Below are 23,631 nucleotides of genomic sequence, written 5' to 3'. Positions count from 1 at the left end.
ACTCAAATATACAATATTTAAATAATGTTAGTTTTTTGTTGCGCCAAAACGACAAACGGGAAATAACATACTGTTATTTCCCGTTCTGGTCTGGCTATCGCTAGCCGATCCATGTCGTTAGCTACATGTGAAGTTATTGTGTGCGCTTAGAAGAACAAAATAGCACCCAAAGAAACGGTTTTTGCCTTCGCTTTCAGGTCGTTCGCAACCACGCTTGAATCTACCTCACGTTGTGATTGTGAGTATTCTGCTACCAAGTTCAAGTGCTTGGTCAGAGGATGATACGCACCAATGGTCCACATGGAGTCTTCAATTTTCTTGAAGTTACCACTACCTACAACTGTTTTATCATGGCTTGTGCCATCTAATGTAGACAAGCCATAGCTAACGCCTAATTTTGTGCTTACGCCCGGAACAACATAAGTTCCTTGCACATACCAGCCATCAGAATCACGACGAGAACCTTTGATGTCGAAGCCATCGTTGAACTGGACGGTTTGACCCAAGCCACGACCAGTATAGTAATAACCGGTTAGGCCAAAACCAGCCACATTAACAGTCGAGCCAATATCGAATGCTGTCGCACGGTTGTCCACGCCACTTGTTATTGATACGGAGTTCTTTAAATCCTCAAATTTTTGAGTAATTGCAGACATCCAGACCTTACCCGCAACATCACCCGTCCACTCGTAAGAAGCTTTAGCTTCGTAGGCGCTTTGTGAGCCACCACGTTTGCCAGAAAAAGCGTTTGCATCTTTATTTGGTGTCTGCAGACTACTTGATGCATCAAAGGCTTGTGTCAAACCTGCGGTTGCTTGGAAACCATTCCAATTTGGGGTGGTGTAGGCGATTTGCGCCTTCCAGTCAGCATAGATAAAACCCGTACCAATACGACCTAAAGTGGTTGTATTGCCCGCCAGAGAACCAGCGCCAGCGCCAACACCCAATAAAGTCATGTCGTTTAAAATAGCATCTGAAGCGAAAATGCCTAAATCTTTACCAAGCTTGACAGAACCCCAAGAAGCATCACCGAAAGTCAGGAATGCTTGACGGTTTTCTTGGTTGCCTGTCCTGCCCGTTGAGCCACCGTTTTGAATACCAGCTTGTGTGGTAGAGGCACCTGGGTTAATGCTGATGGTAAAACCTACATCCAGATCGTTCTGACGGGTTTTTCCAGAAACGCTTAAGTAGTTAGGCAACAAGCCAGTGGTAATGTTATTGACGCTGTCAGCATTACCGCTGCCAAGACCTAGGGGACCTGTACCACCCTTTGCATCACCACTAAAAGAGGTGTGAGTGTAGTAAGCGTTAACAACACAAACTTCAGTTTATGCTAATTGATGCATAGAAATGTAAGGATCAGTATTCATTGCAACGCTCTAGCCTAAGCTAATCATCAATCGCCAGCTCTTGAATTTTTCGCGTGAGGGTGTTGCGACCCATGCCTAACTGGTTAGCTGCCTCGATACGACGACCGTCGGTGTGGGCGAGTGCGCGGGTAATGAGAATGCGCTCGAATTCTTTGGTTTTGGCGTCCAAAATATTGGTTTCACCCCGATTGAGCGCATCGGTGACTTCTTGCGCCAGCGCTTCTTGCCAAGATCCGCCGGTATTTTGTTTGCCGGTGTCTTCTTTGAGTTCAGGGGGTAGGTCGTTCACATCGACGTTTTGGCCCGGTGCCATCACGGTCAGCCAATGACATACGTTCTCTAGTTGACGGACGTTACCGCTCCAGTTGACGGACATTAAATATTTGATAGCCGCTTGCGATAACTGTTTGGGCTCTACACCTAGCTGTTGCGCGCTGTGAGCGAGAAAATGCTTGGTGAGCAGGGGGATGTCTTCCCTGCGCTCGCGCAAGGGCGGTAAACGCAGGCGGATGACGTTTAAGCGATGAAATAGATCCTCACGGAACAAGCCTTGTTTGACACGCTCTTCGAGGTCTTGGTGCGTTGCCGCAATGACGCGCACATTGACTTTGATCGGTTGGTGGCCGCCGACCCGATAAAATTGGCCGTCAGACAATACGCGTAACAGGCGCGTTTGCAAATCAGCTGGCATGTCGCCGATCTCATCTAAAAATAAGGTGCCGTTATCGGCTTGCTCAAATCGACCTCGTCTCGCGGCTGCAGCGCCTGTAAAAGCGCCCCGTTCATGGCCAAACAATTCAGATTCGAGTAAATCTTTGGGAATCGCAGCGGTATTAATCGCTATGAAAGGTTTATCCGTGCGTGGGCTGTGTCTGTGCAGGGCGCTGGCGACTAACTCTTTACCACTACCGGATTCGCCATTGATCAGCACCGTAGAGTGCGAGCGGCTTAAACGGCCGATGGCGCGAAATACTTCTTGCATGGCGGGGGCTTGGCCGATAATTTCTGGTGATGGGCCGCTATCTTCAACCGCCTCCACCGACTGCCGCATACTTTCTTCCACTGCCCGCTTGATGATCTCAATGGCTTGATCGACATCAAAGGGTTTGGCTAGATACTCAAAGGCGCCACCTTGAAAGGCGGCAACCGCGCTTTCAAGGTCTGAGTAGGCAGTCATAATGATCACCGGAATATCGGGGAAACGCTGCTTCACCTCAGACAAAAAATCCAGCCCTGAGCCGTTGGGCATGCGGATGTCGCTGACAATGACCTGAGGCTGCTCTCTGTTCAAGGCATTGAGTGCTTCGGCGGGGGACGAAAAGGTTTTAAAGTCAAAGTCCGTGCGTGCAAGTGCTTTTTCAAACACCCAGCGGATGGATTTGTCATCGTCTAAGATCCAGATTGGTTTCATAGCTATTTCTCGTAATTTTTTATGCTGATGATTTTAATTGCGTACTTTCGATCGGTAGCAATATATGAAAAGTGGTTTTTCCTGGCTGTGAATCACAATCGATCATGCCATGGTGTTGCGTAATAAATGTTTGTGCTAGCGCTAGCCCTAAGCCAGTGCCGCCCTCGCGGCCAGAGACTAAGGGGTAAAAAATACGTTCTTTGATGCCCGCCGGGATGCCCGGACCGTTATCAATAATTTCAAGGTGAATCCCTACCCGATAACGTTTTCTAGCTAGGGTAATTTGTCGCTCCGCCCGAGTACGGAAAGTGATGCTGGCGTTGTCCGTTTGATGTTGCTGCATCGCTTGCGCCGCGTTACGAGCAATATTCAGCACGGCTTGGATAAGCTTTTCGCGGTCACCGATCAATTCTGGCAGGCTGGTGTCATAATCGCGAATGACGCGGATATGATTGGGCGACTCTGCCAATAGCAAACTGCGCACGCGCTCAAGTACCTCGTGAATATTGGTGGGTTCATACTTGGGCACCCGGTGCGGTGCCAGCAGTCGATCCATCAGGCTGTGTAAGCGGTCAGCCTCTTTAATAATCACTTGCGTGTATTCTTTAAGACTCGGTTGCGGCAACTCAAATTCTAATAACTGCGCTGCCCCGCGTAAGCCGCCTAAGGGGTTGCGAATTTCGTGTGCAAGATTGCGCAACAATTCAGAATTGGCTTGTTGTTGAATTAGCATACGCTCTTCACGGGCGATGCGTAACTGCTGATCCATCTGCACAAACTCCAGGATTAACATGTCCTCTGCCGTTTGGTTAAACATGGTCGAGATGGGCGTGACGGTACAGGTGACTGCCGTGGTTTGGCCACGTTGCGTGGTTAACGTAAACTCATGCTCGCGGTATGGGCTTTGCGTTTGGATGGCATTGGTGACCGCCATCTGCAAAATCTCACAATTGAAGAACACATCGTGCATGTGCACGCCTTGGATCTGATTGGCACTGAAAGCGAATAAAATTTCTGCACTTGAATTCGCATAGGTGACTTCCAGCTGGTTATTGAGCAGAATCACTGCCGTGGCAATATGCTCTAAACCATTAAACCCGTTGGGAGATTTTTGAACCATATCCTTGCTTGTTAAAAGAGTGAATCACGCCCTGTTTTAAAGCAAAAGCTAAGCCAATTATGAGAAATTTGGCAAAAAGGACCTAAATAGTTGCCAAAATGGTGCGTTTACAAATGGAGCTCTTTATTTAGTAGTTCGATATTGCGCTCATGCGCTTGAATTTCCGCTTCAATCAAATGGAGTTTTTCTTCGTATTTTGCAACGTTTCTGAAGGTTTTTCCGTTGGCGCCTCGATAAACTTCCGGGGTATTTTGCGCCTCTTCATACAGCTGTTTTGCATTCTCAAGTGCTTGTTTTTCTTGCGCTAATTCGGCCATCAGCACCTCTTTGCGCTTCTGGTCTCGTTGCGTCTGTGTTTGCTGATCTACTTTGGGAAAACTATTGGGTGACGGTGCTCTCACGGTCGATTTTTTTTCACGAGGAGGCGGTGCTGGATCTGCCGTTTTTGGCCCGCTGATGACCAATTCTGCTTTGCTATTCCCCTCAGGTTTTATATTAGTGTAGGTGGTGACGCCGTTACTGTCTGTATATTTGTAGATATCGGCCAGACTGTTGTGCGAGACCATTGTGAAAGCAAGAATGTAAAAAAGTCTTTTCATGGCAATAGTTTAGAGTAGATTGTTGAGGTTATCAACGTGTGATTCTCCCCACGGGTTGACCGCGTGGATGCCACATAAAAAAACAGGGCAGCCGAAGCTGCCCTGTTTTGGTGCACTGCCTTGCGCTTAGCAGGAGTAGTACAAGCCAAATTCCACTGGGTGTGGTGTTTGACGCAGTTTAGTCACTTCTTCCATTTTCAATGCAATGTATGCATCAATCCAGTCATCAGAGAAAACGCCGCCACGTGTCAAGAATTCGCGGTCTTTGTCCAAGTACTCCAATGCTTGCTCTAATGATGAACAAACGGTTGGGATTAATGCATCTTCCTCTGGTGGCAGATGGTACAAGTCTTTTGTTGCTGGCTCACCAGGATGGATTTTGTTTTGAACGCCATCAAGACCGGCCATCAACAAGGCTGAAAACGCCAAGTATGGGTTAGCAATCGGGTCTGGGAAGCGAGCTTCAACACGACGTGCTTTGTCTGAATGCACGAATGGAATACGAATCGCAGCAGAACGGTTTTTAGCGGAGTAAGCCAGTTTTACCGGTGCTTCGTAATGCGGTACCAAACGTTTGTATGAGTTAGTGCCTGGGTTAGTAATCGCATTCAGTGCGCGTGCATGCTTGATGATGCCGCCGATGTAATACAGCGCAAAGTCGCTCAGGCCAGCATAACCATTACCTGCAAACAGGTTTTTGCCATCTTTCCAAACAGATTGGTGAACGTGCATACCAGAGCCGTTATCGCCAAACATTGGTTTTGGCATGAATGTGGCTGTTTTGCCGTAAGCATGTGCGGTATTGGTGACGACGTATTTCAGGATTTGCGTCCAGTCAGCACGTTGTACTAGGGTTGCAAATTTAGTACCGATTTCACATTGACCTGCAGTTGCCACTTCGTGGTGGTGCACTTCAACAGGCACGCCCAGCTCTTCTAAAGTCATGACCATTGCAGAACGGATGTCATGCAATGAATCGACAGGAGGCACTGGGAAGTAGCCGCCTTTAACGCCAGGACGGTGGCCTGTGTTACCGCCTTCGAATTTTTCACCAGAAGACCATGCGGCCTCTTCGGAATTGATTTTCACAAAGCTACCACCCATGGTGGCATCCCACTGAACGCTATCAAAAATGAAGAACTCTGGCTCAGGACCAAAGTAGGCAGTGTCGCCCAAGCCGCTGGATTTCAGATAGGCTTCTGCACGTTTAGCCAAGCTACGTGGGTCACGGTCATAACCTTTACCGTCGGTAGGGTCTACCACGTCACAGGTCAATACCAAGGTTGGTTCGTCAAAGAATGGATCGATGAAAGCGCTGCTTGCATCAGGCATCAATTGCATGTCGGAGGCTTGAATGCCTTTCCAGCCTGCGATGGAAGAACCGTCAAATGCGTGGCCTTCAGTAAATTTGTCTTCGTCGAAGTGAGAAACAGGCACGGTTACGTGTTGTTCTTTACCTCTGGTGTCGGTGAAACGGAAATCAACAAATTTGATGTCGTTTTCCGCAACCAATTTCATTACATTTGCAACAGACATTACATTCTCCTCAATGATCAAGCTCAAACAGTGATTCAGGTTGCGCACGTCAAAAAGGGACATGTTGCGGATGTCCCGGAACGCACGCAAGGTCAAAATAATAGATTATTTAAATTCAGTTGAATGACTAAATTTATTAAAACTGAATGTGTAATATTAGCAGGAAGCATGCCACCCCAAAATAACCATTTTGCATGCATGTGGGGTATCTTGCATAAAATTGTAAAATCACCATGCACCTTTAATGTGCGATGCAACAAATTGAGCACCAATATGGTGCATTGTGATTTTGATTGGCTTTCGCAGGTATACTCAGCATTTAAAAATATGACATGTAGAACGAAGGTGTAATTTGGAAAGTGTTGAAAATATTCTAAAACTGGCCCAAGCGCGAGCCGCCCAAAGCGGCCTTTCTTATGCTGGCGCCTTGACTCCGCAAGAAGCTTACACGCTGGTTAGTCAAGATCGTGAGGCGGTGTTGGTCGACGTGCGTTCACGCGCAGAACTAGAGTTAGTGGGCCGGGTGCCTATGGCGACACATATCGAGTGGGCTTTTTATCCGGGGATGGTTGCAAACACCGCGTTTGCTGAGCAATTGCAAACGCAAGTCGATCCATCACGCACGGTGATATTCATGTGCCGTACCGGCGGCCGCAGCCACAATGCGGCATTGTTGGCGCAGCAATTGGGCTACAGCAAAGCTTATAACATGAGCGAGGGCTTTGAGGGCGAGGCGAATGCGCTCAAACAAAGAACACTCATCAACGGCTGGAAGCATGCCGGACTACCTTGGACCAATTAGTCGATTATCATCCCCCCAACAAAGACCACCCCGCCGCGCATGAACCCAGAAAAATATGCCGTGATTGGCCACCCAATCGAACATAGCAAGTCGCCAACCATTCATCAAGCATTTGCCCACCAATTTAATAAGGCCATCATTTATGAAAAAATATTGGCGCCATTGGATGGGTTTACTGCGACGGTGCAGCGCTTACAAGCCGAGGGCTTTGTCGGCGCTAATGTCACGGTGCCATTTAAATTTGAGGCCTTTGCATTATGTCAGGGGTTGACTGAGCGGGCGCAGGCAGCGGGTGCTGTGAATACCTTGTGTTTTCTACCGACTGGATTACTGGGTGACAACACTGATGGCTGTGGTTTGGTCAACGACCTGCTAAAGCATCAGCAAGCGCCGTTGGCGGGTAAAAAAATATTGTTGCTCGGCGCCGGTGGTGCGGCTCAGGGCGTGATGTTGCCGTTGCTTGAGCAACAGCCTTTGCTACTGACCATTGCGAATCGTAGTTTGGACAAGGCACAGGGCATGGTAGCCAAGTTTGCAGCTGAGGCGGCGCGTTGTCAGACCCGCTTAGAAGTGCAGGTAATGTCGGCCGTCGCACAATCTTATGATGTCATTATCAATGCGACCTCTGCAGGCTTAACTGATCGGCCGTTGGATATACCCGCCGCGGTTTTTCAGTCCACAGGCTTGGCGTATGACATGATGTATGGTCGCGAAACGCCCTTCATGCAGCAAGCACGGGCGGCAGGGATGCTGGTGGCTGATGGGCTGGGCATGCTGATAGAGCAAGCCGCAGAGGCATTTTATCTATGGCATGGCTTGCGTCCAGACACTGCGCCTGTGATCCAATCCTTTCGCTTGCCCTAAACTGTTGGCATGAAACAAACGATTAAATTGTTTTTTGGCATCCTCTTGCTGTGGGTGCTTTTGTACCAAGTGTGGGTGGTGCTGCATATTCTGTGGTGGGTGGATCATAACCCTGAATCAACTGCGTTCATGGCAGCACAGCTCGAGGTGCTTCAAGAACGTGCACCAGACGCTAAATTAAAACAGCATTGGGTGCCCTATGCGCAGATCAGTCAACATTTAAAGCGGGCGGTGATTGCCGCTGAAGACAGTCAATTTGTGGTACATCAGGGATTTGATTGGGTGGGCATAGAAACCGCGTTTGAAAAAAATCTCAAAAAAGGCCGCATTGTCGCAGGCGGTTCGACCATTAGTCAGCAGTTAGCCAAAAACTTGTTTTTATCAGGGCACCGCACGCCTTGGCGCAAAGCGCAAGAAGCCGTGATTACCTTCATGCTCGAAAAGTTGTTGAGCAAGCGTCGCATTCTCGAGCTCTATTTGAATGTCATTGAATGGGGCGAGGGTGTGTTTGGGGCTGAAGCGGCCGCGCGGCATTACTTTCACAGCAGTGCTCGCGCCTTGACCTCTGCGCAGAGCGCGCGTCTGGCGGCCATGGTTCCTAACCCGCGTTTTTATGATGCACATCGCAGCACGCGCTATCTCAACCGGCATGCCGCCACCATACAAGCGCGTATGCGATTAGTGAAAATACCCTAATTTTAAGGGTTTGTTTTACGCATGACTCACGTTCACTGCCATCTACAATATTTTATATAAATATATGTATGTGGCACACCACATCCGTATCTGATGTCCCTTCGCTAGCGCGGTGGGTGCATCAAGGGGCCCGGTTGCATGTTGACCTTAAGCCCTGACAGCGAGATGTTCTAGTAAGGGTATGAGGTAACGGCCAGTATAGCTGGCCGTATTTTTTGCCAGTTCTTCAGGCGCGCCTACCCCCACTACGATACCCCCACCATCGCCACCTTCCGGACCCATATCAATCAGCCAGTCAGCCGTTTTGATCACGTCCAAATTGTGTTCGATGATCACTACCGTATTGCCTGAATCCCGCAACCGATGAATCACATCAAGTAGTAATTGAATGTCGGCGAAATGCAAGCCGGTGGTCGGCTCGTCGAGAATATACAGTGTGCGGCCGGTGTCTCGTTTGCTCAGCTCAAGCGATAGTTTCACGCGTTGCGCCTCGCCGCCTGAAAGCGTAGTGGCCGATTGCCCAAGCGTGATATAACCGAGACCAACATCGAGCAATGTTTTGAGTTTGCGTTCGATCACCGGTTGCGCATTAAAAAACTGGTGCGCTTGCTCCACCGTCATGGCGAGCACTTGGTGAATGTTTTTTCCCTTGAATTGAATTTCAAGTGTTTCGCGGTTATAGCGCTGACCTTTACACACATCGCAAGGCACATACACATCCGGCAGAAAATGCATTTCTACCCGCAACACGCCGTCGCCTTGGCAGGCTTCGCACCGACCACCTTTGACGTTGAACGAGTAGCGTCCCGGGCCATAGCCGCGGGCGCGGCTTTCGGGCACGCTGGCGAATAAATCACGAATTGGCGTAAATAAGCCGGTATAGGTCGCTGGGTTGGAGCGCGGCGTGCGGCCAATCGGGCTTTGGTCAACGTCAACCACTTTGTCAAAAAACTCTAAGCCGTCGATGCTTGCGTGCGGCGCAGCTTCGGTGGTGCTGCCATATAAATGTGTCGCCACCACGCGGTAAAGCGTATCGTTGATCAGGGTGGATTTTCCACTGCCCGAGACCCCAGTCACACACGTCAGCAAGCCGACTGGAATTTCAATACTCACATCCTTAAGGTTATTGCCGGTGGCATGATTGAGCTTTAGCCAACGTGCTGGGTCTGGTTTGGTGCGGGGCAGTTTGAAGGTGATTTGCTTTTTGCCACTAATATATTGCCCGGTGAGTGAGTTGGGGTCTGCTTCGATTTCAGCCGGTGTCCCGAACGAGACAATATTGCCGCCATGCTCACCCGCCCCGGGGCCAATATCCACAATAAAGTCAGCCAGTTGAATGGCATCTTGGTCATGTTCCACTACAATCACGCTATTGCCTAAGTCGCGCAGGCGCTTGAGTGTTTCAAGCAGACGATCGTTGTCCCGTTGGTGCAAGCCGATAGAAGGCTCGTCAAGCACGTACATCACGCCGGTTAAGCCGCTACCGATTTGCGAGGCAAGTCGGATACGCTGGGCCTCACCGCCGGACAGAGTTTCGGCAGAGCGTGAAAGCGATAAATAGTCTAAGCCAACATTGGTCAAAAATTTGAGACGATTTTCAATCTCTTTGACGATCTTATCCGCAATTGCTAGCTTTTGGCCGCTCAGTTGCAGTGATTCAAAAAAGTGTAATGCCTGCTTGAGCGGCACTTCACAAATTTGGTGAATGTTACGGTCGCCCACTTTGACGTGACGCGCCTCTTTGCGAAGGCGAGTGCCTGCGCAATCCGGACAGCTAGTAGCGTTGATGTATTTCGCCAACTCGTCACGCACTGCGGTGGAATCACTTTCGCGATAGCGCCGTTGCAGATTATTAATGATGCCTTCAAAGGTGTGCGACTTGCTGAAAAAGGTGCCGCGCTCATTGAGATATTTAAAGGTGATTTGGTCGCGACCAGATCCAAACAGCAAGGTTTGCTGAATGTCCTCGGCTAAGTTTTCAAACGGGGCTTCTAAGTCAAAATTGTAATGCTGACTCAAGCTGGCTAGCATTTGAAAGTAAAACTGGTTACGCTTATCCCAGCCTTTAATGGCGCCGCTTGCGAGAGACAAATGCGGAAATGCGACCACCCGTTTTGGGTCAAAAAACGTCACCTGACCTAGGCCATCACATTTAGGGCAAGCGCCCATCGGGTTGTTAAAGCTGAACAGGCGTGGTTCCAGTTCAGCGAGTGAGTAATCGCACACAGGGCAAGAAAACTTGGCTGAAAACAGGTGTTCTTTTTCGCTGTCCATTTCGAGCGCAATAGCTTTGCCATCGGCTAGCCTGAGCGCTGTTTCAAAGGATTCGGCGATGCGCTGTTTCATGTCTTCGCGCACTTTTAAACGGTCAACCACCACATCCACGCTATGTTTGGTGGTTTTGGCCAGTTGCGGCAAGGCATCCATTTCATAGATTTTGCCATCAATGCGCAAACGCACAAAACCTTGCGCTTTAAGCGTATCAAATAAATCTAGTTGTTCGCCTTTGCGGTTGGCTACCACTGGTGCCAGGATCATGAGCTTGGTGTCTTCAGGCAGTTTGAGGGTGCTATCCACCATCTGACTGACGGTTTGCGCCTCTAATTTGATGCCATGCTCCGGGCATTCTGGGTCGCCAGCGCGAGCGAACAGCAAGCGCAGATAATCATGAATCTCAGTGACTGTGCCCACGGTAGAACGTGGATTGTGTGAGGTAGATTTTTGCTCAATAGAAATCGCGGGCGATAAGCCCTCGATGAGGTCGACATCAGGTTTATCCATGCGCGCCAGAAACTGGCGGGCATAAGCGGACAAACTTTCGACATAGCGGCGTTGCCCCTCTGCATAGAGCGTATCAAAGGCTAGCGAAGATTTTCCTGAGCCGGAAAGACCCGTGATCACCACCAATTGGTTACGTGGGATATCCAGATTGATATTCTTCAGATTATGGGTGCGCGCCCCGCGAATTTTGATAAATTCCATGATACTTTCACGAACAGACAGCCAACCTGATAATATACGCAATTATTCAAAATTAAGCCAAGTTTTCTTACCGATTCATGCAGTTCTCCGAAAAAATGACCCAAATAGAAACGCGCGCCACCGCGGCCCTGGCTTCTATTTATGGGCTGCGTATGTTGGGCATGTTTTTAATCCTGCCTATTTTTGCGATTTATGCTGAAACCTTGCAGGGTGGGAACAATCACGCCTTGATTGGGCTCGCCTTGGGCGCCTACGGTTTCATGCAAGTTATTTTTCAGTTGCCGTTTGGCATGGCATCCGATCGCTTTGGCCGCAAAAAACTGATTTACCTGGGCTTGATCATGTTTGCTGTTGGCGGTGTGTTTGCAGCAACTGCCCAAGATATCTACATGGTGATCGTCGGGCGCTCCATTCAGGGTGCCGGCGCGATTTCTGCCGTCGTCACGGCGCTGGTGGCGGATTCAACGCGTGAGGAGCATCGCACGCAAGCCATGGCGATGATCGGGGCCACCATTGGTGTCACCTTTGCCGTATCGCTCGTTGCTGGGCCGATCTTAAACCAGTGGATAGGCGTGTCGGGCATTTTTTGGCTCACGGCTGTGCTGTCAGTCTTGGCCATTGCCGTGGTCAAATTTGCAGTCCCCGAGCCTTTGCACGCGCACTTTCACTCCGATGCCCAAGCGGCCCCCGCTAAGATTGGAGAAGTATTACGCGACAAGCAGTTGTTACGCCTTAACTTCGGGACGTTTTGTTTGCATGGCGCGCAGATGGCGATGTTTATGGTGGTGCCGTTTGCGATCAAACACAGTACCGGCATGAACGAAAATTCGCATTGGAAAATCTATCTGCCGGTGTTGGTCTTGTCGTTCATTCTGATGGTGCCTGCGATTATTTATGCCGAGAAAAAAGCAAAACTGAAGCCAGTGTTTGTGATGGCTGTCGCGCTCATGCTGCTCACGCAGATTGCCTTTATGTTCAGCTTAAATAGCCTGTGGGGGATTGTCGCCACCTTGTTCTCCTATTTTGTTGCTTTTAATATTTTAGAGGCCTCTTTACCGTCGTTGATCTCTAAAATGGCCCCCGCAGCCGCCAAAGGCACTGCGATGGGTGTGCACAACACTGCCCAATCATTTGGCATGTTTCTTGGCGCTGCGCTCGGTGGTTGGTTGTCGCATCGTTACGGTAGCCCCACCGTATTTGTCTTTTGCGCAATATTGATGCTGATCTGGTTTGGGCTGGCGCTTGGCATGCAAGCGCCACCGAGTGTCAAAACAAAAATGTTCCATATACAAGGGTATAATGATGCGCAAGCAGCGCAGTTGGCGCAAGACATTCGCGCCATGGAAGGTGTGTACGAAGTTGTCGCCATTCCCTCTGAAACCATGCTCATGGTAAAGTTGGAAAATCAGCGCAGCAAAGCATTTCAAGCGGCATTGTCGCAAGCAATCATGAATCGAATAGGGGAGTAGTGACACCATGGCATCAGTCAACAAAGTGATTTTGATGGGCAATCTTGGGCGTGACCCTGAAGTGCGCTACATGCCAAACGGTGAGGCAGTGGCCAACTTCAGTATCGCCACCACCGAAAACTGGAAAGATAAATCCGGTGTGCGTCAGGAAAAAACAGAATGGCATAATATTGTCATGTACCGTCGTCTGGCCGAAATTGCAGGCGAATACCTGAAAAAGGGTCGCCCGGTCTACATCGAAGGCCGTTTACAAACGCGTAAATGGGAAAAAGATGGCGTGACGCGTTACAGCACCGAGATCGTGGCTGACCAAATGCAAATGTTAGGCACTGGCCGTGAAGGTGGCAGCACTGCATTTGAAGGCGGCGATATGGATCAAGGTGGTGGCGGTATGGATGAGTACAACCAAGCCCCGCCTCGCCAACCAGCTGCCATGGGCGCTAACAATGCAGCAGCGGGTAACCGTAATGCTTTTCAGCCTGCTGCGAGCAAGCCAGCAGGTAATTTCGATGATTTCGATGATGATATTCCGTTTTGATCAACACCTCATTAAAGGTAATTGATGCAATAAAAAAGGCCCTGAGATTCAGGGCCTTTTTTATTGCTGTCATTCTACCGCTGGCCGTTGCCTTTTTCAGCGGTGCGCAGGCGTTACTTTTTAGCGCGCTCGGGCTTGCAGCCTTTGAGATGCAGATGATCGCTATCATCGAGCGTGGTTTGATCACCGTTTAAGTGCAAATCCATGGTGCCGTAATGGTAAAGCTGCTTGTCGTTAGCATCTCTCGAGAGATTCATTTCATGGTCAGGGAGCATGACCCATGCCTCTTCTCCGTTCTCAGAGAGTTTTAGCCCAAACGACTGATAGTTCTCGCATTGATAATGCACGGCTGCTTTGCCATAACGAGGCACTTCCTTGCTGCCTTTATCGAACATGTTCGGAAACTCGAAACTTGCGCAGCCAGACAAAAAAATAGAAGCAACAACAATCGTCAAATGTGAATAGGTGTTTTTCATTGGGAGATATCTTGTATTCAATTAAGGAACATTGTAAAAAACTGTAGCCATTGTGCCAGCCATCCGCAGCACACTCAATCGTTTTGCTTGCCCGGATCATGGGCTGCACGCTGTAATCGGTCGCGTAAGGCATCCCAGGCAGCGGTCGCCGGGGGGGATTCAATCAATATGAGCTCGGCTTGCATAGCATCTAATGTGTGTAGTGCTGCGTATAAATGCGCTGCTGCCTGTGCCGGGTCGGCCGGTAGGTGAATATCCCTTGGCGTAATTGCCGGACCATCACCAAATAATAAAGCCGCGACCTGCGGTTTGTTGTGCGCATATGCCGTTAAGGCCGATTTTGAATCAAAAAGCCTGCATGGTGTGCGTGGCGCATAATGCAACAGATGCTGCCCGGGTGCTTTCGGTGTATGGGCGATATCCAACGTACTTTCAGGCTGTCCAGCAATCGCCGTAATGGCTGCGACATCTATCATGCCCGGACGTAGCAGCTGCCAGTGGTCGTCCTGCACACTCACAATCGTTGACTCAATGCCCACCTGGCAAGCGCCGCCGTCCAGCACCGGGATATCCGCGCCGAGGCCAGACTCTACATGTTCGGCGGTGGTTGGGCTGAGCTGTGTATATCGATTGGCAGACGGCGCGGCTAAACCTAAGCCACTGTCGCGCAACAAAGCCAGCGTCACTGGGTGCGCCGGCACGCGCAGTGCAACTGTCGGTTCACCTGCGCGTACCGCAGCAGAGACTTCTGCGCGTGCCGGAAGCACCAACGTCAATGGGCCGGGCCAAAATGCCGCAGCTAAACGTTGTGCCAGCGGTGAAAACGTACTTGCCCAATCCAATACCTTGTCAGTACTACTAATATGCACAATCAACGGATTATTCGCTGGGCGCTGTTTGGTGGCAAAAATTTTAGCAACGGCAAGCACGTTATTTGCATCGGCCGCTAACCCGTACACCGTCTCGGTCGGGATCGCTACGACCTCGCCTCGCAGCAATAATTCGATCGCATTGGCTTGGTTGATACGCATGAAATGCTCAAAATGATAATTAAAAATCTATTTTACTCTGTAAAGAGCTGACTCCTAAAGGCCGGCTTCCTATAAAATGCGCGCTTTCGACAAAGGAGTTACCGCATGTCAATTCAAGTTCAGCACAATCCTGCCGAAACACAATTAAAGGATCTCGGTGTTGCCAAATGGCCCACCTGGAAAAAAGAAGTATCCACCTTTGATTGGACGTTTCATGAGCAAGAGCAGGCATATATATTAGAAGGCGAATGCGTAGCAACCCCAGTGGGCGGCGCGCCAGTCCATTTTGGCAAAGGTGACTTTGTGGTGTTCCCCGCTGGGCTAAAGGTCAGCTGGGAGGTGAAGCAACCATTGCACAAACATTATCGTTTAGATGGCAATGTCGTGACGCAAACTTGGTTACGTCTAAAAGCTGCTTTCACGAAATAATCATCAATTTGTAACAAAACTGTAAAAAGGTAAAAATAGGGGTTGACCGCAAAGCTCAGCCCTATATAATGCGCACCTCGTTACGCAACAACGGTAACGAAAACAGCTAGAAGCTGATGTTCTTTAAAAATTAGGATGACTGATAAGTGTGGGTGTTTGTAGTTGAGTGAAGCGCATTTAATGCGTAGAAACTCAGAAAATACAAATGCTTTACACTTAGATTTATGACAAGTATGTACAGTGTTTTTTACACACATACCTTGAAATGAATTTGAGATATAAGCGAATCGAATACCGCCTTGATTTATTAATTGTGATTATCACAAGTGATAAAAAGAGGTAAAAAGTAATAGTTAGGAATTAAACTGAAGAGTTTGATCCTGGCTCAGATTGAACGCTGGCGGAATGCTTTACACATGCAAGTCGAACGATGAACCTTAGCTTGCTAGGGGAATTAGTGGCGAACGGGTGAGTAATATATCGGAACGTACCTTGTAATGGGGGATAACTAGTCGAAAGATTAGCTAATACCGCATACGCCCTGAGGGGGAAAGTAGGGGATCTTCGGACCTTACGTTATAAGAGCGGCCGATATCTGATTAGCTAGTTGGTGGGGTAATGGCCTACCAAGGCGACGATCAGTAGCTGGTCTGAGAGGACGACCAGCCACACTGGAACTGAGACACGGTCCAGACTCCTACGGGAGGCAGCAGTGGGGAATTTTGGACAATGGGCGAAAGCCTGATCCAGCCATTCCGCGTGAGTGAAGAAGGCCTTCGGGTTGTAAAGCTCTTTCGCAAGGGAAGAAAACTTACATTCTAATAAAGTGTGAGGCTGACGGTACCTTGATAAGAAGCACCGGCTAACTACGTGCCAGCAGCCGCGGTAATACGTAGGGTGCGAGCGTTAATCGGAATTACTGGGCGTAAAGCGTGCGCAGGCGGTTTTGTAAGTCAGATGTGAAATCCCCGAGCTCAACTTGGGAACTGCGTTTGAAACTACAAGACTAGAATATGTCAGAGGGGGGTAGAATTCCACGTGTAGCAGTGAAATGCGTAGAGATGTGGAGGAATACCAATGGCGAAGGCAGCCCCCTGGGATAATATTGACGCTCATGCACGAAAGCGTGGGGAGCAAACAGGATTAGATACCCTGGTAGTCCACGCCCTAAACGATGTCTACTAGTTGTTGGTGGAGTAAAATCCATGAGTAACGCAGCTAACGCGTGAAGTAGACCGCCTGGGGAGTACGGTCGCAAGATTAAAACTCAAAGGAATTGACGGGGGCCCGCACAAGCGGTGGATTATGTGGATTAATTCGATGCAACGCGAAAAACCTTACCTGGCCTTGACATGCCACTAACGAAGCAGAGATGCATTAGGTGCCCGAAAGGGAAAGTGGACACAGGTGCTGCATGGCTGTCGTCAGCTCGTGTCGTGAGATGTTGGGTTAAGTCCCGCAACGAGCGCAACCCTTGCCATTAATTGCCATCATTTAGTTGGGCACTTTAATGGGACTGCCGGTGACAAACCGGAGGAAGGTGGGGATGACGTCAAGTCCTCATGGCCCTTATGGCCAGGGCTTCACACGTAATACAATGGTCGGTACAGAGAGTTGCCAACCCGCGAGGGGGAGCTAATCTCAGAAAGCCGATCGTAGTCCGGATTGTTCTCTGCAACTCGAGAGCATGAAGTCGGAATCGCTAGTAATCGCGGATCAGCATGTCGCGGTGAATACGTTCCCGGGCCTTGTACACACCGCCCGTCACACCATGGGAGTGGGTTTTACCAGAAGTAGTTAGTCTAACCGCAAGGGGGACGATTACCACGGTAGTATTCATGACTGGGGTGAAGTCGTAACAAGGTAGCCGTATCGGAAGGTGCGGCTGGATCACCTCCTTTCTAGAGAAGATCACTCGGCTTCAAGCATTCACTCTTATCAGTCATCTTGAAATTAAGCAGCAACAAAGATTTAGGCAAACCGCCTTAGGGTCTGTAGCTCAGCTGGTTAGAGCACCGTCTTGATAAGGCGGGGGTCGTTGGTTCGAGCCCAACCAGACCCACCACCGAATATTGGGGGATTAGCTCAGCTGGGAGAGCACCTGCTTTGCAAGCAGGGGGTCGTCGGTTCGATCCCGTCATCCTCCACCAATGCTTTGGTATCTTTGTTGCGGTTTAGAGATTAGAAGCAAGCGTTATTAATTGAAGTTTGATTAAATGTTTGCTTCTAGTTTTTAAACGTTAGTTTATAAACTAAGACTGCTCTTTAACAAAATGGAAGAAGTAAAGGAATATAGGTTGTGTGATGACAACTTATATTCAATGGGCGATATTATTTTTTAACCGGAAATAATATCGATTGATTGCAAAATCATAAATATATTAAACGCAAGTTGAGAAGTTTACATTGTTAAGAAATTGATGATGTAAGCGAATCTAACGAGGTTTGATAGTGCTTTAGAATTACCTGTAACGCGTGTCTCATGCACGACGAAATCTAGATTTAAAAAGGGTTTAGGTTTTAACGTTATAGGGTCAAGTGAATAAGTGCATATGGCGGATGCCTTGGCGATATCAGGCGATGAAGGACGTGATAGCCTGCGAAAAGCTTCGGGGAGCTGGCAAATAAGCTTTGATCCGGAGATGTCCGAATGGGGGAACCCGGCCGTAAGGTCATTCTCTTCTGAATATATAGGAAGAGTAAAGCGAACCTGGAGAACTGAAACATCTAAGTACCCAGAGGAAAAGAAATCAACCGAGATTCCGTAAGTAGTGGCGAGCGAACATGGAATAGCCTGTTACTTTTAGCAGACGCGATAGTAGAACGGAATGGAAAGTCCGACCGTAGTGGGTGATAGTCCCGTATACGAAATCCCGTTTGTGGAACTAGGGTAACGAAAAGTAGGGCGGGGCACGAGAAACCTTGTCTGAACATGGGGGGACCATCCTCCAAGGCTAAATACTCGATATCGACCGATAGTGAACAAGTACCGTGAGGGAAAGGCGAAAAGAACCCCGGGAGGGGAGTGAAATAGATCCTGAAACCGTATGCATACAAACAGTGGGAGCCTCTTCGGGGGTGACTGCGTACCTTTTGTATAATGGGTCAGCGACTTACATTCAGTGGCAAGCTTAACCGATAGGGGAGGCGTAGAGAAATCGAGTCCGAATAGGGCGAATTAGTCGCTGGGTGTAGACCCGAAACCAAGTGATCTATCCATGGCCAGGATGAAGGTGCCGTAACAGGTACTGGAGGTCCGAACCCACAAATGTTGAAAAATTTGGGGATGAGCTGTGGATAGGGGTGAAAGGCTAAACAAACTTGGAGATAGCTGGTTCTCTCCGAAAACTATTTAGGTAGTGCCTCGTATATCATTCTCGGGGGTAGAGCACTGTTATGGCTAGGGGGTTCATAAGAACTTACCAAACCATTGCAAACTCCGAATACTGAGAAATGCAATTACGGGAGACAGTCCATGGGTGCTAACGTCCGTGGACAAGAGGGAAACAACCCAGACCGACAGCTAAGGTCCCAAATGACGTGCTAAGTGGAAAACGAAGTGGGAAGGCATAGACAGCCAGGATGTTGGCTTAGAAGCAGCCATCATTTAAAGAAAGCGTAATAGCTCACTGGTCGAGTCGTCCTGCGCGGAAGATGTAACGGGGCTAAGCACGTAACCGAAGCTTCGGATGCCATATTTATATGGCATGGTAGGAGAGCGTTCTGTAGGCCTGCGAAGGTGTTCTGTGAGGAATGCTGGAGGTATCAGAAGTGCGAATGCTGACATGAGTAGCGATAAAGGGAGTGAAAAGCTCCCTCGCCGAAAGCCCAAGGTTTCCTGCGCAACGTTCATCGGCGCAGGGTGAGTCGGCCCCTAAGGTGAGGCAGAGATGCGTAGCTGATGGGAAACAGGTTAATATTCCTGTACCTCTATACAATGCGATGTGGGGACGGAGAAGGTTAGGTCAGCCGGGTGTTGGATGTCCCGGTTCAAGCGTGTAGGTTGGTTCTTTAGGCAAATCCGGAGAGCTAAGACTGAGACGTGATAACGAGTCTGCTTGCAGACGAAGTGATTGATACCATGCTTCCAAGAAAAGCCACTAAGCTTCAGTTGTATAAGACCGTACCGCAAACCGACACAGGTGGGCAGGATGAGAATTCTAAGGCGCTTGAGAGAACCCGGGAGAAGGAACTCGGCAAATTAGCACCGTAACTTCGGGAGAAGGTGCGCCCCGGTAGTGTGTAGAGATTTACTCTCGAAGCACGATGGGGTTGCAGTGAAAAGGTGGCTGCGACTGTTTAATAAAAACACAGCACTCTGCAAACACGAAAGTGGACGTATAGGGTGTGACGCCTGCCCGGTGCTGGAAGATTAAATGATGGGGTGCAAGCTCTTGATTGAAGTCCCAGTAAACGGCGGCCGTAACTATAACGGTCCTAAGGTAGCGAAATTCCTTGTCGGGTAAGTTCCGACCCGCACGAATGGCGTAACGATGGCCACACTGTCTCCTCTCGGGACTCAGCGAAGTTGAAATGTTTGTGAAGATGCAATCTCCCCGCGGCTAGACGGAAAGACCCCATGAACCTTTACTGCAGCTTTACATTGGACTTTGACAAGATTTGTGTAGGATAGGTGGGAGACTATGAAGCGGTGTCGCTAGATATCGTGGAGTCATCCTTGAAATACCACCCTGATGTTGTTGAGGTTCTAACCTAGGTCCGTAATCCGGACTGGGGACCGTGTATGGTAGGCAGTTTGACTGGGGCGGTCTCCTCCCAAAGAGTAACGGAGGAGTGCGAAGGTAACCTAGGTACGGTCGGAAATCGTACTGATAGTGCAATGGCATAAGGTTGCTTGACTGCGAGACGGACAGGTCGAGCAGGTGCGAAAGCAGGTCATAGTGATCCGGTGGTTCTGTATGGAAGGGCCATCGCTCAACGGATAAAAGGTACTCTGGGGATAACAGGCTGATTCCTCCCAAGAGTTCATATCGACGGGGGAGTTTGGCACCTCGATGTCGGCTCATCACATCCTGGGGCTGTAGCCGGTCCCAAGGGTATGGCTGTTCGCCATTTAAAGTGGTACGTGAGCTGGGTTTAAAACGTCGTGAGACAGTTTGGTCCCTATCTGCCGTGGGCGCTGCAAGTTTGAGGGGACCTGCTCCTAGTACGAGAGGACCGGAGTGGACGCACCTCTGGTGGACCAGTTATCATGCCAATGGTATAGCTGGGTAGCTAAGTGCGGAAGAGATAAACGCTGAAAGCATCTAAGCGTGAAACTCGCCTCGAGATGAGACTTGCCTCTGGCTTTAAGCCAGCTAAAGAGTCGTTCAAGACCAGGACGTTGATAGGTCAGGTGTGGAAGTGCAGTAATGCATTAAGCTAACTGATACTAATTGCTCGTGAGGCTTGATCCTATAACCTTAAAACTTAGACCATGATGTAACGTGAAAACGGTACAAAAAATCTAAAGGATGAAAATCCATGAGGTGTAGTTCAAAGCAATATGATTTGGCAATCATCTAGAAATATAGAAACACAATGTTGTTTCGAGATCTAAATCCCATTGAAAGCAAGCTTGACTGCTTGAATCCTTTACTTCTTCCAATTTGTTAAAGCAGGCTGACGCCATGAAAAAACGAGGCTCAGCAAGCTTAATGTCACATATCTCAACAGATATGTCAGGCATAACATTACCAGTTATGTTTGGGGACAATAGCGGTTTGGAACCACCCCTTCCCATCTCGAACAGGGCCGTGAAACGAACTTGCGCCAATGATAGTGTACTCTTCGTATGCGAAAGTAGGTCATCCCCAAGCTCCTATCCTAAAAACCCTCGACTATAGTCGAGGGTTTTTTATTGCTCGTTACACACAGCAACTCATGCCAACCAGTTTTGCTAGCAGAACAAATAATAGCTATAGCAAATAAACCTGTGTAACAGGTAGAAAAAAACCCGGTGCAAGCACCGGGTTGTTAAAGTCTATTTAGATAAATCAAAATAGACTGCCATGAAATCTGTCCTACTGTATGAATACGGTATTTCTTGCTTTGAATTTAATTATTCTTTTAACGTAGAAACATATTAAAAGACTCGCTTGCCGCTGTCATTGACCCGACTGGGCTATTAAGACGCAGGTGCATGTTTCAATGCATTATCCTTGCCTTGGTCTATTCACTTGTTAATACGGCTTGCGTGTATGTCTGGCTTTGAATATAAACGGAAATTTGGTATAATCAATTTGATAGATGGGCGTTAGGCCCATTTTTTGTTTTTGGACGTTACGTTTTGATTTAAGGGTGCGTATGCAAAATTTGCATTCGGTAGTTGAAAAGACAGTGACCCAATTGGGATATGAGTTGGTGGATTTTGAAACATCCAACCGTGGCAAGCTGTTGCGGGTATTTATTGACAAGCTAACGCCAAAAGACAACAAAGATAGCGTTACGATTGATGACTGTGTATTGGTCAGTAATCAACTTGGCAATGTATTAACCGTTGAGTTGGATATTGACTATGACCGTTTAGAAGTCTCATCTGCAGGCTTGGATCGAGTATTAAGCAAGGCTGCCGATTTTATCCGTTTTGTTGGCGAGCGCGCACTCATTAAATTGCGTGTTGGCATTCAAGACGATGGCCCAAAGGCCACTGCAACTAGCTTACCAAGAAAGACTTTTTTGGGACAGCTGCAGGGCGTTGAAGACGGTAAAGTAGTAGTAGAGTGCGATGGCTGGGTTTATAGATTGTCGCTGGATAATATTGACAAGGCGCGTTTAAGTCCTGTCTTTGATTAATTTGTTATAGCTAATCCGTACGGTGAGTTGGAGATTACGATGAGTCGTGAATTATTGTTGTTGGTTGATGCCCTTGCACATGAAAAGAATGTGGATAAAGAGGTTATTTTTACTGCTTTAGAACTGGCATTGGCTTCGGCAACGAAAAAAAACCATGAAGAAGGCGCTGATATTCGCGTTGAAATTGATCGCGAAACCGGTGATTATAAAACCTTCAGACGTTGGCAGTATGTGGAATACGACTTGCTCGAAAGCTCCGCTTATCAGTTTGATGAAGAGGATGACAGGGCTGCGGGTAGACAGATCGGTGATTATGTCGAAGCGCCTTTAGAGTCTATCTCATTTGGTCGGATTGGCGCGCAAGCAGCCAAGCAGGTGATTTTACAAAAAGTCCGTGAAGCCGAACGTGAGCAAATGATTCAAGACTTTTTGGCGCGTGGTGAAAGCTTGGTCACTGGCGTGATTAAGCGCATGGAGAAGGGCAATGCGATCATTGAAGTCGGTCGTATCGAGTGCTTATTGCCGCGCGAGGCCATGATCCAAAAGGAAAACTTGCGCGTGGGTGACCGCGTGCGTGCTTATTTGTCACGCGTTGATCGCGGGGGCCGTGGTCCGCAGTTGATCTTATCCCGTGTCGCACCAGATTTTCTCAAGCGCTTGTTTGAGTTAGAGGTGCCAGAGATAGAAGAAGGTTTACTTGAAATTCGTGCTGCTGCACGTGACCCAGGTTTGCGCTCTAAGATTGCGGTCAAAACCAATGATCAGCGTTTAGACCCCGTTGGGACTTGTGTAGGGATGCGCGGTTCACGTGTGCAGGCGGTGACGTCTGAACTCGGTGGCGAGCGTGTAGACATTGTGCTTTGGAGCATGGATCCTGCGCAATTTGTGATTAACGCCTTGGCCCCGGCTGAAGTGACATCTATCGTGGTCGACGAAGATGCACATAGTATGGACGTGGTGGTGAATGAGGAGCAATTGGCAGTGGCGATTGGTCGTAACGGTCAAAACGTGCGTCTGGCTTCAGAGCTCACAGGTTGGAATCTAAATATCCTGACAGAAGAAGCTGCTGCGCAAAAAAGTCAGGATGAGTATGCCAAAATCAGCCAGCTGTTTATTGAAAAGCTGGACGTGGATGAAGAAGTGGCTGACATTTTGGTACAAGAAGGGTTTAGCACATTAGAAGAAATTGCTTATGTGCCATTGGCAGAGATGTCTGAAATCGAAGCATTCGATGAAGACACCATCAATGAGCTCCGTGCGCGGGCGCGTGCAGCGTTGTTGACCGAAGCCATTGCCAAAGAAGAGAAGGTCGAAGAAGACACCAACGACTTGATGACACTGGAAGGCATGGACGCGGATACCGCCCATAAACTCGCCGCCAGCGAAATCCATACCAGTGAAGATCTGGCAGAGCTCGCAGTCGATGAGTTGGTGGAGTTGACAGGAATAGATGAAGAGCGTGCGAAGGCATTAATTATGACCGCACGTGCACCTTGGTTTAAGTAACCTATGC

The 23,631-nt window shown here is 48.8% G+C and carries 16 protein-coding genes, 2 tRNA genes and 3 rRNA genes; 13 read left to right on the top strand and 8 right to left on the bottom strand.

The features are described from left to right. Nucleotides 1-146: 146 nt before the first annotated feature. The 5 genes from FIT99_RS11905 to glnA form a co-directional block, all read right to left on the bottom strand. Nucleotides 147-1,202: a porin gene (locus FIT99_RS11905; protein ID WP_317616154.1), complete on the bottom strand. Its 1,056-nt coding sequence runs from the start codon at nucleotides 1,200-1,202 to the stop codon at nucleotides 147-149. A 187-nt stretch (nucleotides 1,203-1,389) separates the two neighbouring features. Further along, nucleotides 1,390-2,781, bottom strand: a complete 1,392-nt coding sequence (ntrC, locus tag FIT99_RS11900; protein ID WP_140004474.1) for a nitrogen regulation protein NR(I) — start codon at nucleotides 2,779-2,781, stop codon at nucleotides 1,390-1,392. 19 nt (nucleotides 2,782-2,800) lie between these two features. Continuing rightward, nucleotides 2,801-3,901 (bottom strand): nitrogen regulation protein NR(II), encoded by a 1,101-nt coding sequence (gene glnL, locus FIT99_RS11895; protein ID WP_140004473.1) that lies wholly within the window; start codon nucleotides 3,899-3,901, stop codon nucleotides 2,801-2,803. A gap of 107 nt (nucleotides 3,902-4,008) precedes the next feature. Then, the gene (locus FIT99_RS11890) at nucleotides 4,009-4,500 is read right to left on the bottom strand and encodes a DUF4124 domain-containing protein (protein ID WP_140004472.1); all 492 of its coding nucleotides are present in this window, start codon (nucleotides 4,498-4,500) and stop codon (nucleotides 4,009-4,011) included. 126 nt (nucleotides 4,501-4,626) lie between these two features. Further along, nucleotides 4,627-6,036, bottom strand: a complete 1,410-nt coding sequence (glnA, locus tag FIT99_RS11885; RefSeq protein ID WP_140004471.1) for a type I glutamate--ammonia ligase — start codon at nucleotides 6,034-6,036, stop codon at nucleotides 4,627-4,629. Between the two features lie 352 nt (nucleotides 6,037-6,388). Here glnA and FIT99_RS11880 point away from each other — a divergent pair, with 352 nt between their 5' ends. The 3 genes from FIT99_RS11880 to mtgA are packed head-to-tail and all read left to right on the top strand — an operon-like array spanning nucleotide 6,389 to nucleotide 8,398. Next, complete coding sequence (locus FIT99_RS11880; RefSeq protein ID WP_140004470.1) at nucleotides 6,389-6,838, top strand: rhodanese-like domain-containing protein; 450 nt, start codon at nucleotides 6,389-6,391, stop codon at nucleotides 6,836-6,838. A gap of 39 nt (nucleotides 6,839-6,877) precedes the next feature. Further along, nucleotides 6,878-7,702, top strand: a complete 825-nt coding sequence (gene aroE, locus FIT99_RS11875; protein WP_140004469.1) for a shikimate dehydrogenase — start codon at nucleotides 6,878-6,880, stop codon at nucleotides 7,700-7,702. Between the two features lie 9 nt (nucleotides 7,703-7,711). After that, nucleotides 7,712-8,398: a monofunctional biosynthetic peptidoglycan transglycosylase gene (mtgA, locus tag FIT99_RS11870; RefSeq protein ID WP_140004468.1), complete on the top strand. Its 687-nt coding sequence runs from the start codon at nucleotides 7,712-7,714 to the stop codon at nucleotides 8,396-8,398. 147 nt (nucleotides 8,399-8,545) lie between these two features. Here mtgA and uvrA read toward each other — a convergent pair whose 3' ends face one another. Beyond that, nucleotides 8,546-11,380 carry an excinuclease ABC subunit UvrA gene (uvrA, locus tag FIT99_RS11865; protein ID WP_140004467.1) on the bottom strand — a complete coding sequence of 945 codons (2,835 nt, stop codon included), beginning with the start codon at nucleotides 11,378-11,380 and terminating at the stop codon, nucleotides 8,546-8,548. A 77-nt stretch (nucleotides 11,381-11,457) separates the two neighbouring features. Between uvrA and FIT99_RS11860 the strand changes: the two genes are divergently transcribed. After that, nucleotides 11,458-12,849, top strand: coding sequence for an MFS transporter (locus FIT99_RS11860; protein WP_140004466.1), 1,392 nt, complete (start codon nucleotides 11,458-11,460; stop codon nucleotides 12,847-12,849). Nucleotides 12,850-12,856: 7 nt separating this feature from the next. Further along, entirely contained in the window at nucleotides 12,857-13,387 is a 531-nt protein-coding gene (gene ssb, locus FIT99_RS11855) for a single-stranded DNA-binding protein (protein ID WP_140004465.1), read from the top strand. A gap of 113 nt (nucleotides 13,388-13,500) precedes the next feature. Here the strand turns inward: ssb and FIT99_RS11850 are convergent, their stop codons facing one another. Beyond that, entirely contained in the window at nucleotides 13,501-13,863 is a 363-nt protein-coding gene (locus tag FIT99_RS11850; RefSeq protein ID WP_140004464.1) for a hypothetical protein, read from the bottom strand. A gap of 74 nt (nucleotides 13,864-13,937) precedes the next feature. Then, a complete protein-coding gene (locus FIT99_RS11845) occupies nucleotides 13,938-14,894 on the bottom strand; it encodes an L-threonylcarbamoyladenylate synthase (RefSeq protein ID WP_140004463.1) in 957 nt (318 codons plus the stop codon). 105 nt (nucleotides 14,895-14,999) lie between these two features. Here FIT99_RS11845 and FIT99_RS11840 point away from each other — a divergent pair, with 105 nt between their 5' ends. The 8 genes from FIT99_RS11840 to nusA all read left to right on the top strand — a co-directional run bounded on the left by FIT99_RS11840 (nucleotide 15,000) and on the right by nusA (nucleotide 23,624). Then, entirely contained in the window at nucleotides 15,000-15,323 is a 324-nt protein-coding gene (locus FIT99_RS11840) for a cupin domain-containing protein (protein WP_140004462.1), read from the top strand. Nucleotides 15,324-15,685: 362 nt separating this feature from the next. Continuing rightward, nucleotides 15,686-17,224, top strand: a 16S ribosomal RNA gene (locus FIT99_RS11835). A gap of 87 nt (nucleotides 17,225-17,311) precedes the next feature. Continuing rightward, a tRNA-Ile gene (locus FIT99_RS11830) sits at nucleotides 17,312-17,388 on the top strand. A 9-nt stretch (nucleotides 17,389-17,397) separates the two neighbouring features. After that, a tRNA-Ala gene (locus FIT99_RS11825) sits at nucleotides 17,398-17,473 on the top strand. A 382-nt stretch (nucleotides 17,474-17,855) separates the two neighbouring features. Next, nucleotides 17,856-20,740 (top strand): 23S ribosomal RNA (locus tag FIT99_RS11820). A 288-nt stretch (nucleotides 20,741-21,028) separates the two neighbouring features. After that, nucleotides 21,029-21,142, top strand: a 5S ribosomal RNA gene (rrf, locus tag FIT99_RS11815). Together the 16S, 23S and 5S rRNA genes with 2 tRNA genes alongside form the textbook arrangement of a ribosomal RNA operon. A 487-nt stretch (nucleotides 21,143-21,629) precedes the next feature. Then, entirely contained in the window at nucleotides 21,630-22,118 is a 489-nt protein-coding gene (gene rimP / locus FIT99_RS11810) for a ribosome maturation factor RimP (RefSeq protein ID WP_140004461.1), read from the top strand. A gap of 39 nt (nucleotides 22,119-22,157) precedes the next feature. After that, nucleotides 22,158-23,624, top strand: coding sequence for a transcription termination factor NusA (gene nusA, locus FIT99_RS11805; RefSeq protein ID WP_140004460.1), 1,467 nt, complete (start codon nucleotides 22,158-22,160; stop codon nucleotides 23,622-23,624). Nucleotides 23,625-23,631 lie beyond the last annotated feature (7 nt).

Origin of the sequence: Methylophilus medardicus (assembly GCF_006363955.1) — a bacterium.
Lineage (GTDB): Bacteria > Pseudomonadota > Gammaproteobacteria > Burkholderiales > Methylophilaceae > Methylophilus > Methylophilus medardensis.
The sequence above is the reverse complement of the archived record's forward strand: the minus strand, read 5'-3'. Positions and strand labels throughout refer to the sequence as shown.